This is a genomic window from Methanomassiliicoccales archaeon (assembly GCA_038850735.1).
Lineage (GTDB): Archaea > Thermoplasmatota > Thermoplasmata > Methanomassiliicoccales > JACIVX01 > JACIVX01.
Genome location: JAWCLO010000002.1, coordinates 24,766 through 36,976, shown reverse-complemented (window position 1 = coordinate 36,976; position 12,211 = coordinate 24,766). Strand labels below are relative to the sequence as shown.

The 12,211-nt window shown below is 42.9% G+C and carries 10 protein-coding genes and 1 tRNA gene; 7 read left to right on the top strand and 4 right to left on the bottom strand.

Features of this window, described 5'->3' with window-relative positions:
- Both QW087_01565 and QW087_01560 read left to right on the top strand, forming a co-directional pair.
- Complete coding sequence (locus QW087_01565; protein ID MEM2943416.1) at positions 1-735, top strand: NAD(+)/NADH kinase; 735 nt, start codon at positions 1-3, stop codon at positions 733-735.
- Positions 732-1,124 carry a Mov34/MPN/PAD-1 family protein gene (locus QW087_01560; protein MEM2943415.1) on the top strand — a complete coding sequence of 131 codons (393 nt, stop codon included), beginning with the start codon at positions 732-734 and terminating at the stop codon, positions 1,122-1,124. Before QW087_01565 ends, QW087_01560 begins: the two co-directional genes overlap by 4 nt.
- Before the next feature lie 3 nt (positions 1,125-1,127).
- On the opposite strand, the gene QW087_01555 is transcribed toward QW087_01560, so the two are convergent.
- Positions 1,128-2,354: a sugar phosphate nucleotidyltransferase gene (locus QW087_01555; GenBank protein MEM2943414.1), complete on the bottom strand. Its 1,227-nt coding sequence runs from the start codon at positions 2,352-2,354 to the stop codon at positions 1,128-1,130.
- Positions 2,351-3,658, bottom strand: coding sequence for a phosphoglucosamine mutase (gene glmM / locus QW087_01550; GenBank protein ID MEM2943413.1), 1,308 nt, complete (start codon positions 3,656-3,658; stop codon positions 2,351-2,353). Before glmM ends, QW087_01555 begins: the two co-directional genes overlap by 4 nt.
- A 316-nt stretch (positions 3,659-3,974) precedes the next feature.
- On the opposite strand from glmM, the gene QW087_01545 reads away from it, so the two are divergent.
- On the top strand, positions 3,975-4,205 hold the full coding sequence (locus QW087_01545; GenBank protein MEM2943412.1) for a hypothetical protein: 231 nt from the start codon (positions 3,975-3,977) through the stop codon (positions 4,203-4,205).
- 100 nt (positions 4,206-4,305) lie between these two features.
- Here QW087_01545 and QW087_01540 read toward each other — a convergent pair whose 3' ends face one another.
- On the bottom strand, positions 4,306-4,755 hold the full coding sequence (locus tag QW087_01540) for a DNA polymerase ligase N-terminal domain-containing protein (protein ID MEM2943411.1): 450 nt from the start codon (positions 4,753-4,755) through the stop codon (positions 4,306-4,308).
- Positions 4,756-4,946: 191 nt separating this feature from the next.
- Between QW087_01540 and QW087_01535 the strand changes: the two genes are divergently transcribed.
- Positions 4,947-5,031 (top strand) — tRNA-Leu (locus tag QW087_01535).
- Positions 5,032-5,279: 248 nt separating this feature from the next.
- On the top strand, positions 5,280-5,738 hold the full coding sequence (locus tag QW087_01530; GenBank protein ID MEM2943410.1) for a flavodoxin domain-containing protein: 459 nt from the start codon (positions 5,280-5,282) through the stop codon (positions 5,736-5,738).
- Between the two features lie 84 nt (positions 5,739-5,822).
- Here the strand turns inward: QW087_01530 and QW087_01525 are convergent, their stop codons facing one another.
- The gene (locus tag QW087_01525) at positions 5,823-7,127 is read right to left on the bottom strand and encodes an MFS transporter (GenBank protein MEM2943409.1); all 1,305 of its coding nucleotides are present in this window, start codon (positions 7,125-7,127) and stop codon (positions 5,823-5,825) included.
- Between the two features lie 564 nt (positions 7,128-7,691).
- On the opposite strand from QW087_01525, the gene smc reads away from it, so the two are divergent.
- Both smc and QW087_01515 read left to right on the top strand, forming a co-directional pair.
- On the top strand, positions 7,692-11,297 hold the full coding sequence (gene smc / locus QW087_01520; protein MEM2943408.1) for a chromosome segregation protein SMC: 3,606 nt from the start codon (positions 7,692-7,694) through the stop codon (positions 11,295-11,297).
- Positions 11,294-12,211 carry a segregation/condensation protein A gene (locus tag QW087_01515; GenBank protein ID MEM2943407.1) on the top strand — a complete coding sequence of 306 codons (918 nt, stop codon included), beginning with the start codon at positions 11,294-11,296 and terminating at the stop codon, positions 12,209-12,211. Before smc ends, QW087_01515 begins: the two co-directional genes overlap by 4 nt.

Genomic DNA, 12,211 nt, shown 5'->3' with positions numbered 1-12,211 from the left:
TTGTCTGGACATGAGGTATTGCTGGAAAGGGAGGTTGCCCAGAAATTGGGGCATGCAGGATACCGAATTGAAAATATGAATGTAGATATACTCATCACTGTTGGCGGGGATGGCACAATTCTACGATCACTACAGCGCAACGACTCTCCAATTTTTGGGGTTAATGCCGGGGTTCTTGGATTCCTTACTGAAGTGGGCGCAGATATGTTAGAAGAAGGGATTCGGAAAATTCTCGCTGGCGAGTACCTCATAGAAGAGAGACTTAAACTCAAAACGGTTGTTGGCGGAAAAAGGCTTTACGACGCAATGAATGAAACAGTGATTCATACGGCAAACATCGCAAAAATAAGGCAGTTTGAGGTGTTCGTGGATGATCAGCTTGTTGTGGACGTAAGGGCTGACGGCATTATCGTTGCGACCCCAACAGGTTCAACGTGCTATGCGATGAGCGTCGGAGCATCAATATTGGATCCGCGAGTCAACGCTTTTGTAATTGCACCTATGGCGCCTTTCAAATTTGCTGCAAAACCCCTTGTCGTTCCCGCTTCGAGCCATATCAAGATTCGATTAACAAGACCGAAGCCGTGTGTATGTGTAGTTGATGGACAGGAATCATACGAAATGAGCGGGGAAGAAGTCGTCGAGTTAGCTGCCTCAGAAAAGAAGGCAAAATTCATCGGATTTGGCCGTAGTTTCTACTCCAAAATGCGAGAAAAACTTATGGGTTCGATATGAATAAAGAAAAGAAGAAGCGTGTATGGGGAATTGATGAGGCGGTAATTGATACAATCAACGAAGCGGCTAGGAATAGCTTTCCGAATGAATTTGTCGCTCTTCTCAGAGCGGAAAAGGGAATCATAACAGAGATACTCCTGCTCCCCGGGACAATTTCCGGTGAACAGTCGGGCCTTCTACGCCTGCACATGCTCCCTATCGATTTTTCTGTTGTAGGAACAGTTCATTCGCATCCGTCGTTCAGCAATTTGCCATCTGAGGCGGATATTCAAATGTTTAGTCGGTTTGGATATGTTCATCTGATCACTTGTGCGCCTTTTAACATGAATAGTTGGAAAGCATATGATAGGAATGGCAATGTTTTCGATCTCGAAGTCATCCGTGAATAAATTCTAGAAGACTTTACTTCGCGGTCCAATTACTCCCTTAACCAGAGCACCTGGGCCAATTATGCTTGATTCCCCAATAATCGTTCCTGCATTAATCATGCTATTGATGCCTGTTTTAACATCATCGCCGATTATGGCACCAAGCTTTCTCCTGCCCGTATCGATCAGTTCACCGTTAACTGTCATTTTAATCGTTTTATTATCAAATCTAAGATTAGCGATTTTTGTCCCAGCCCCCAGGTTGCATCGTTCTCCGATGACACTATCCCCTACATAATTATGGTGGGAAACATGGGTTCTGTTCATGACAATAGAATTTTTTATTTCTACAGCACTGCCAACTCGTACATCGTTTCCTAAGCAAGTAAAAGGCCGTAAGTAGCAATTGGGGCCGATATCACATCCTTTGGATATATAAACTGGCCCTTCAATATAGCTACCGCTTCTTACTCTAGCACCCTGCTCTATGACAACGTTTCCTATTAGATGTACCCCTTCTTCCACGTCCCCTTGAATAGAGTGTGCGACTCTCTTCATGAGTATCTCATTTGCTAGCAGGAGATCCCAAGGCTGTCCCACATCAATCCATTCACCCTTCAGTGGATAGACATACAGGTCCTCCGTTGCTGCTATCATGCTAAGGGTATCTGTGATCTCAAATTCTCCTCGCGGAGATAGACCTGTTTTTCTAATCCAGTCAAATATCTCAGGGGTAAAAACAAATATGCCGGCATTGACAAGATTAGAAGTCGGCTTCTTAGGTTTCTCCACGATCTTCTTCAGTTTATCTTCGTGTGTCTCTAGAACACCGAATCTGCCTGGGTCATCCACAGCTACCGCACCAATAACTATTGCATTATGTTTTGAATGTAGTTTCATCATTTCCTTTATGTCATCTGGTGAGATTACCACATCGCCATTGATGCAAAGGAAGCTTTCTGTCATCACCCGTTCGGCAATGCCTACGGCATGGGCAGTCCCCATCCGCTTCTCCTGTTCTAGGTAGCCAATAGAAATCCCGACGCTCTTGCCATCGCCATAGTATTCTTTGATCCTATTGCTTCGCCAACCTACCAGGAGGGTTATCTTATTTATACCAACTTCCTTGACCGAAGAGAAAAGATGGCTCAAGAATGGTTTGCCTGCGACGAGTAGAAGCGGCTTTGGAGTATTCGAAGTTAAGGGTCTTAACCGTGTACCTTCACCGGCTGCTAACACTAAAGCCCTCATGTAATGCACCTTTTCACTATAGCTGTTGAGATATCCATTATCCTATCTAATCCATCGGGAGTTCGAGCCTCCGCAGTAATTCTCAGTTTGGGCTCAGTGCCCGAGAGACGTATAAGGAACCACCCATCTTCATACTGAACGCGATATCCATCGAGTGAAATCAGTTCATCACATTCGATTATGGCCATCTGATCATCAAGTCTTCTTTGAATTTCTCCTCGCTTTGATCGATCGAAATTAAACGAAATGCGTTTACGCGGGAAATCTGGAATTTCACTAATAGCATGAGAAAGTTTGGTCTCAGCAGCAATCTTTGCGATGAAAGCTGCGAAATATATTCCATCTGGGCATAGGGAATTTTCTGAATAGATATATGTTCCTGATGGTTCACCGCCGAATTCTAATCCCTCTCGTTTCATTGCGCTTGAGACGTAAGTATCTCCAACTCTCGTTCTGATAATCTTTCCTCCTATCATTTCATCAATAATCATGGACGAATCGATTGTTGTTACAACTCCCTTTTCACCAAGCATCGAACCCAGCAATCCTAGCATCTTATCTCCATCGATGTACTTGCCCATTTCGTCCACTACAACCACTCGGTCTCCATCGCCATCATGCGCAATTCCAACAACCGCCTCCTCTCTTACAACGGTTGCCTTTAACAAAGATAACTGGTCTTCAGTAGGTTCTGGCAATCTTCCAGGAAAGGAACCATCGGGATTAGCATTGATGGTGACAACTTTACATCCCAGCTCTCTAAGTAGCCGAGGACCGATAAGGGATGATGCACCACATCCGCAATCTAATACAACTTTGCAGTCAATGCTACCCACTAGTTTTGCGACTCGTGTAATATGTGATTCGATCGCCCTATCTAGCAAATGCACTTTTCCAACATTTTTCCAATCAGTAAACCTGAATTCCCTGTTATAGAGGAGCTTCTCGATCTTTGCCATCTGGTTATCATCAAATGGAGAAGTATCTTTATTCCAAAATTTGAAGCCATTGTACTCAGGAGGGTTATGTGAGGCTGTCAACATGACGCCGCAATCATAATCTCTTGTTGCAAGAGCAAGGGTTGGTGTGGGTAATATTCCCGCATCATAGACATCGCCACCACAGGCCAAGATTCCACAGGAAAGCGCAGCCCGGAGCATGTCTCCCGTTGTTCTTACATCTCTTCCAACTGCAATTTTATCATAACATGATCCGATTGAGGCACCAAGCTCAAGTGCCATGTCGATTGTAATCTCTCCAGGTACGATGCCTCTGATTCCGGATGACCCAAAGAGTCTTGGCACAGCAGATCGCCTTTGATAGAGAAAACGATTGAATGATTTTTTACTTTCGGAATGGGAGTTATGATTGATTTTTTCTTGGGCTTTTGCAGGGCATCGATTCCCTTGGGAAGCTCCATAAGATATGGGGGGGGTTGTCTCAACAAGCCAGCACTATCCATTCCTCTGGTTTGTACGGACACGATGGAAAAAATTTTTAAAAGGATCAAATACTGGACGCTTAACAATATAGGAAAAATTTTATATATGGTGATAAAGTATTACATACCAGTAATGTGGCTATTTACTGGCCCATCTAAGTAGTTGTAAATGGGAGGGAATGGAATTGGTAATGGAGCAAATAAGCCTCGACAAGGCAAAAGAAATTGCAAAGAAAAAGGGATTGAAACCTGGTCGCGTTAAAGGAACAAATGGTGTCCAGTTTACCAAGGGAAACAATCCACGCCTCGAGATTATATCTTGGGACGAATTTGAGAAGACACTCGCAAAAAGAGGTCTTGCCGTTTATGAAAGCGGCGGCTGGATGAAGATCATGAAAAAATCCAAGTAAACTTTTTTTCTATTATTTATTATTTGATGTTTTGCCTTTTGTTTTTGATAATTTTCGATTTTCGGTGCCGAACTCCTCAATGAGTGTACGAGATATTGCATTACATCATTCTGAAGATCAGCCAATTTATTCCTTTGTCTTGTTTCCCTTTGAATTTAACGAGCGCATACCGACCTACGATGTTTATACCATGAAGTTCGATGATTATCTTATCTGAGTCCTTTTCGATGAGGTCGTATTTACCTTTATCCCAAATCCTCACCTCACCAGCCCCGTATTCACCTTCAGGTATAACCCCTTCGAAATTGATATATTCAATAGGGTGATCCTCCGTTTGGACTGCAAGACGTTTTATTCCTTTTTTCAGGGGGATACCTTTAGGAACCGCCCAGCTTTTAAGAACGCCATCGAGAGCTATCCGAAAGTCGAAATGTAAATGCGAAGCGTGATGTTCTTGGACGACGAATTCACCCTCGATTTTGCCGCCCTTTCCTTGAGGCTCTGAAGTTTTTAAGAAGTCTCTTCTTTTATCATATTCTTTTAATGTCATTTAGACTCGCTTTTTTTATTCATTTAATCTGATATGACTCTTTCGATCTTTCAAAAAGTTTAGTCATTAAGTAAGGCTTCCGCAGTATGTGAGCGAACAAAGGATAAATGGATATCCTGACAAATCTGTTAGTCACTTCCACTTGGTAACATTTTAGTATTCCGACGATATGACTCTCTTTTGCTATGCACGCAGGGATAACCAAGCCTGGCCAACGGTGCGAGATTCAGGGTCTCGTCGCGTAGGCGTTCGGGGGTTCAAATCCTCCTCCCTGCACTCATTTCGATCAGGCTTCAGTTCTCATCGATTTCCTTTTGTGGCATAACTGCATTATCACTCTTACGAATCGGCAAACTCGATCTGTCAATGAAGCAAAGAAAAATCAGATACTGACACCTATCAGAAGAACAATCAAAACATAATTGATTATTTCGCTTATTGTTCAGGTTGTTCAGGTTATTATCGCTTGTTCTTCCACAAATTGTATAAATCAAAATGGTTATAATTTGCCCTTGGGTGATGGAGTGAGAACCCTGATAGTATATGATACATCATATGGAAATACAGAGAAAATTGCCCTTTCAATTTGCGCTGGTATGAAGGAAGTAGGTTATGACAATGTTATCTGCAAAAAAGTAGATTCTGTAACGCTCGATGAATTGAAATCTGCGGATGTGTGGATATTTGGTACGCCTACTCACGTAGGGGGTGCAACGGGGGCTTTGAAAAGAACTCTGAAATCTGGCATAAAGTCCGCTACATCTCCCAAACTGGGAACAGCATTTGATACAAGGTTTGCCCAGATCAGGAAGGGTGGAGCCCAGAAAATTCAAAAAATTATGGAAAGTGCCGGTATAAATATCATCGTACCGCCAGAGTGGTTTATTGTTGAAGGCATGAAGGGACCATTGGCTCATGGTGAAGAATCAAAGGCGGTATCTTTTGGGCGAAAAATTGCTGGCGCTTTGCGAACGAGAAAGTGAATCTCCTACCGGGACAAACGAATTTCACGATGAACTGATGAAGCCTTCCTATCCATGCTAAATATCTCTACTCGTTTCTTGCGTTTAGGATGTATTATCGGCCCTTAGGATGAGAAGAAGCATCATCAAGCCTGTAAATACAAAGATTGCAGCAACACCGAAGCTCACGAGGAATCCGAAGACTTGAGCAACAATTCCTCCAATTACGGATCCAAGAATTGATCCAATTCCTTGGATAGCATTGTATATTCCGAGCGACTCAGTGCGATATTCCGCAGATGCCATGTCTGAAACAAGTGCATTCCCTGCCACGCTTATGATCGCCCAGCATAGGCCTATTATGCCATGCAGAGTGGAGAGGAGTAAAACCATCATGGTTTTTGACACGGGAAGAAAAGTTACGAAGAAGAATGATGGAAAAAGAATCGTTCTGCCAATTAATGCTATCGAAAGCATTCGCTTTCCGCCATACTTACTCACCCAAGTTCCAGCCGAGGAATAAGAAATTGCTGAAACCACCGAACTTGCCAAAAATATGACGAAAACCTCTGAGGTTGAAATTTCAACATAGCTCTTCATGAAAATAGGCAGTACGGCATAGAACACAAGAAATCCAACAAAAGCAATGAAAGTTATCATATAGAATTTTTTCAAATCTGTGGAAAAATGATGTCTAGCCAAGTGTATTGTATTAACCCTTACGATGCTTATAATTTTGTATTTCAAAAACCTGACCTTTTCAAATGATATCATCGGGAATTTCAATATCCAATCCTCAATGTTCTTTCTATCAATCTTTTCGCCAGGTTCCGGTATCCATCTGATAGCAAGAAATAGTGATATGAGCGCCAGCAAACCTGCAATCAAGAATAACGCCCTCATAGGCAGTGCAGATTCGACAAATCCTGGCATGATCGCCAGCCATACGGAGCCGAGAATCAGACCGGCTACCCAGCCAATCCCGCTGATTTTGCTGAAATCCCCAAGCCTTTGTGCCCATTCCCGTTTACCAAAAGACTCGATTACCAACACCGTTGCAATCGGGGCAATTGCGCTTATGAGGAAGCCGTAAACGAAATTCGCAAAATAATAGATCGAGATTGTCGTTGAAATAGCCATCAAGAATAATGCAAAAGCCATTCCGATGAACCCAACGAATATAAATGGACGTCTTCGTTTGAGGGAGTCCGATAGGTTACCCCAAAGAATATTTCCTGGGACGCCACCAAGAGAGGATACCGCACTTATTATTCCGGCCTGCGCAACATTACCGCCAAGCCCTTCTGTAACGAAAAGTGGTACCAGTGGGTTTATACTTCCTCCAGCCATGTTGTATGGAAGAAATATGTAGTACCATCTGTCCTCTTTTCTCGACCCATCCCTTCCCATCCCATCCACCCAACCCGACCAAATCACGCATTTGCTTGTCGTGATTTCATGATGTGTATGCCGCCATTCCCTTAATTAATTTTCTTAAATTTTCTGGATTCAAGTCTTTCATTTGTCATGAATCAAGGATAAACACAACAGCAGTGAAATCTCTGCCTTTAACTTCTATCTCTACATTAGAGGCATCTTCTACATTATATGCATCTACCTCTGAAATCTTGCCCCTCACGTGCGTGAGAAGACAGTCTTCATAATGGCCGATTTGTTGATTTTAATAGTCTGTTAAATCCTCATCCAGTCAAAAATATCTACCTTGATGGTGACAATGTATTCTTATGCCGGCTTATTGCCGAGTCAGAAACCATGATCAGATATTGTTCAATGAGAGGCATTATTAAATAAATGTAATTCATAACCAGAATAGCTAAATTTAAATATCGCGGATTAAATAACAAATTGTCCGACAAGTGTCGGACCTTAGGGATGGGATGCGTAAATGCTTATCAGCCAAGTTGATCGTTTATCGATTAGTATCTCACACTTCTTCTTCACTGGAGGTATTTTATGTATCTGAAACAGATCGAGCTCGAGAACTTCAAATCCTTTGGGAAAAAACTAGTGATTCCTCTTCTTGAAGGCTACACTGCCGTAACAGGACCAAATGGATCTGGAAAATCCAATATTTCAGATGCGATTTTGTTCGTTTTGGGTCCAAAAAGTTCCAGAGCAATAAGGGCTGGTAAGCTTACAGATTTAATTTTTAACGGAGGAAGTTCAAAACAGCCCGCCAAATACACGAAAGTCTCTCTCGTATTTGATAATAAAGACAGACTCATACCTGTCGACGCTGATGCTGTTAAACTCACGCGTCTTGTTAAAATAACAGAGAACGGTGATGGGTATAATTCTTATTTTTATGTGAACGACCGCAAATCGACTCTCACCGAGTTTGAATCCCTTCTCGCCCATGCAAGAATTAGTGCCGATGGATATAATTTCGTCCAGCAAGGCGATGTGACGAAAATTGTTGAAATGTCGAATTTTGAAAGAAGGAAAATTCTTGATGATATATCTGGTATTAGTCGATTTGACGAAGAAATATTGAAAGCCGAGACTGAAAGGAAGGAAGCAGAACAGAATATCGAAAGAATCACAATTATATTGAACGAGTTGGAAAAACAGATAGAACAGCTCAGAGAAGAGCGGGAGCTAGCGGTAAAATATCTGCAAATAAAGGACGAACTCGCTCTCTCAAAAGCTCAGCTTGCCTACAAACGAAGGGAAAGCGTAATTGTTGAGATCGAATCTATCAGAAAGCAAACTGAACAATATGATCGTGAAATTTCGTCTCTCCAATCAAGAAAAGAGTTAATTTCCCAAAAGGCTGCTGACTTGGAGATTTCGATTGCGAGACTTGAAGAGGAAGCAGCTACGAAAGGTGGAGAAAACTTCAAGGAGCTAAAGGGAAAGATCGATAATGCCAAGATTCAAATTGCAAGGCTGCGAGATCAAGCGGAAAGAGCAGCACAAGATATTAGTGAACTTAAGGAGTCTTCTAAATCAAGAGCTGAGGAAAAGCAACGTTTAGAAAGAGAATACATCGAAATCGAGGATAGGTTGAAAGAAATTAAGGGGCAGTTTGAGGAAAAATCCGCCATGCTTTCTTCTAAGCAGTCTATGCTTGAGGAAATCCAGCATAGAATTGGCGCAATCGATGAGGAATCAGAATCGCTCCAAAGGAGGATTTCTTCTCTAGATACTGAAATCAGAGCAAAGGAGGAGGAAATACACACTCTCACGTTAGAAAAGGAACGTCTGGAGGAAAGAATTGAAAGAACTGATTCAGAGATTTCATTTCTTGAAGAATCAAAAAAGAACTTGGAATTCGAGATTAATGATGCCGACTGGAATATACGGCAATTGAAAGCAGTAGAAAAGGATTATTCGAAGGAAATGAAGACGCTCCAAGAGCAATATCACGCAAAGAAAAACATGGAGTCTAGGCTTAGCTCACAAGCGGACGAATTGGAGCGGACAATCCAGCGTTTGAACCGCGAATATAATCAATTGAAGGCGGAGCAAGAAGCGGCAGACAATGTAGCACGAGGTTACACGAGAGCTGTCCGAAGCATACTTGAGGCACGCGATCGGGGGGAGCTAAAAGGAATTCACGGGACAATCGCCGAGCTTGCCACTGTCGATGAAAAGTACCAAGTAGCGTTGAATATTGCTGCGGGGGGACGAATGCAGTCTATCGTGGTTGAGAATGATGAAGTTGCGGCCCGTGCCATTGAATTTCTAAAGAAAAACAATCTTGGTAGAGCAATCTTTCTGCCTTTGAGTAGGATGATGGATGGAAAGCCCAGGGGAAAGGCGATACTTGCCGAACGGGAGTCGCTTGGATACGCTATTGACCTTGTAAAATTTGAGGAGAGATACAGACCCGCCTTTTGGTATGTATTCGGTGACACAGTTGTGATGGAAAACCTTGAAAAAGCTCGAAAATTCATGGGTGGTGTCCGTCTCGTTACCTTGGAGGGTGAGCTTCTCGAAGCTTCTGGAGCGATGATTGGCGGGACACTGGAAGGAATGCCTATCAAATTCGGATCTTCTATGAAAGGCAGGCTAGAAGAAGTCGGCGAAGCACTGAGACAGGCGATGGAAGAATCTGAGAAGGTTTCTGAGGAATTAAGAAAGACTCGGTTGGAGCTTGCTGAGATTGAGCGAAAAATCCGAGAAATGAATAACTCAGGCGGTGCGCAAGATATTCGTATAAAGGCTTTAGAATCGAGGAGAGCTGAACTCAATTCCAGATTGCAGCAATTGAAGCGCGATCTCGATGAAAAATATGCAGAGAGAAAAAAGACAAAAGAAGCGCTTGCGGTGATATTGCAGAAAATAGAACTTACAACCAGCCAGATGGAAGAATCGATCCGTATTCGTGATCAAGAAAAGAAGAGGCTTTGTGAACTCGCCCCTTCGGATCTTTCCAAACAACTCAAAGCTCTTCAAATCGAGGTCATTGAACTTGTTAAACTCGTCTCAGATCTCAAGTCGACGAAGGAGTCGTTGGAAAGCAAATTACACCTTGCAAAGAATAGACTCGAAGATCTAGAGAAAGCCGAAAATGCTTCGCTAGAAAAAATGGCAAAACTCTTACGAGAGGTGGAGGAAGCTAAACAAGAAGAGGAGCGTTTTAAGGTCGAACTTGCCGCGCTGCAGAAGATTGAAGAATCGATGGGAAAGGAAATCAATGAATTAAGGGAAAAAAGGGAAGCGTTAACGAGGGAAAAATCAGGTCTCGAGGCGGAAAAAGACAAGATCCAATCAAGAATTGAAACGATAGGAGATTTCTCAGTCGGGCTAAAAACAAAGCTAAGCGTCGCTGAGGACAAACTGAGAGAAATAGAGGACGAGATCCATCAGTACGGGATAGAAGTCGTTCCTCCTCTGCCATCAATGGACGCTCTCAAAGAAAAAATCAGCAAATGTGAAAGAGAACTTGATTTAATGGGCGCAGTCAATTTGAAGGCGATCGAGGACTTCGATGCAAAAAACAAGAGATACAGCGATTTGAAATCCGAGATTGAACGTCTCGAAAGCCAGAGGGCTGATCTTCTAAAACTCACTCAGGATCTTAACGAGAAAAAGAAATTAGGCCTTTCAAAAGTGTTTGAAGCAGTTAATGAGAACTTCAAGCGGACATATGCCGAGTTGTCAGGCGGAGGAGAGGCAGAACTGGTGCTTGAGAATCCTGAGAATCCGTTTGAAGGCGGCCTCATCATCAAGGCAAAACCGCGAAATGCCAAGACTCTGAGGCTTGAGGCGCTTAGTGGCGGAGAGAAGAGCCTTACCGCACTTGCATTCATTTTTGCCATCCAGGAATACCAGCCTTCACCATTTTACTTACTCGATGAGGTGGACATGTTTCTTGATGCCGTAAACGCCGATATTGTTGCACATAGAATACAGCGTGCGTCCAAAACAGCCCAATTCATACAGATTTCACTACGGAAAGTGACGTTAAACAAGGCTGATCATATCATCGGCGTCACGAAGCAAGAAGGTGGAATTAGCACAGTCATAATGAAGCCAAATATTGGAGATCTATCTGATTATCATGAAGGTGAAGGGAAACTGAATAATAGAATTGCGGAGGGTGCGGCATGAGTAGTTGCGAAAGCGCTGAAGTGATACTCAGTCATTTACTATTTCATAAGTCTATCATAGATGACGGAGATCGAGCTAAGAGAATTGATCACTACCTTGAGCTTTTCAAGCAAGTCGAATCACAAACACAACCATTAGCACTAAATCCTATCGACAAAGCATTGCAGCTGGTTTTCGAACTCGTCATCTCACACGGTCTTGATCCCTGGGATATAGATCTGGTGGAATTCGCGAAATTGTACAGTAAGAAGATGCAGGAAGACGAAATTAACTTCATCATCGCAGGTAGATTACTGTTTATGGCCTGGATGATATTAAGATTACAAAGCGAAAAGGTGCTCGAGATGCATCGCCAGGCAGAAACATATGAATTGTTTTGCAGTGATTGGGATTTTGATCATCTCGACGAGTTTACCGACATCGGAATCGTGAGATCGGATGAAAACAATATTGCAGAAGACATAGAACTCATTGAGGCTGTCAGGCACAAAAGTTCCAGGCCCGTGTCATTGTTAGAACTTCTAGACGCATTCGAGGAAGCTCGACGGGAAGCAGAAGCGAACTTGAGAAGGGAAAAAATTAGGGAAGAAATGCGAGCAGCAGGTATAGAGTTCGATGAAAAGGCTCATTCAGAGGATTTAGAAAAAGATGTTGAGATTGTTTGGGGTCGAATTCAACGGTGTGGACCAGGTGTAATGAGCATATCGGATCTATGGGAAGACTCGAAAGAAGATCGAGTAATGGTCTTTGTCGCACTTCTATTTCTCGCTAAAATGGGGAGAATATCGATTTCGCAAGACGATCTTCCGGATGGAGAGATTTTCGTCGAAGCAAGAGTTCCCTGGGATATTGGATCATTGGAGGATTCTGCGGCAACCGTGCCAAACTACTCTGATGGTGAAGCGGTGATGTGA

Coding starts and splice junctions, on each gene's coding strand:
- QW087_01540 (MEM2943411.1), bottom strand. CDS start 4,755: ATGACATTAAAAGAATATGATAAAAGAAGAGACTTCTTAAAAACTTCA.
- QW087_01515 (MEM2943407.1), top strand. CDS start 11,294: ATGAGTAGTTGCGAAAGCGCTGAAGTGATACTCAGTCATTTACTATTT.
- smc (MEM2943408.1), top strand. CDS start 7,692: ATGTATCTGAAACAGATCGAGCTCGAGAACTTCAAATCCTTTGGGAAA.
- QW087_01545 (MEM2943412.1), top strand. CDS start 3,975: ATGGAATTGGTAATGGAGCAAATAAGCCTCGACAAGGCAAAAGAAATT.
- QW087_01560 (MEM2943415.1), top strand. CDS start 732: ATGAATAAAGAAAAGAAGAAGCGTGTATGGGGAATTGATGAGGCGGTA.
- QW087_01525 (MEM2943409.1), bottom strand. CDS start 7,127: ATGGGAAGGGATGGGTCGAGAAAAGAGGACAGATGGTACTACATATTT.
- QW087_01555 (MEM2943414.1), bottom strand. CDS start 2,354: ATGAGGGCTTTAGTGTTAGCAGCCGGTGAAGGTACACGGTTAAGACCC.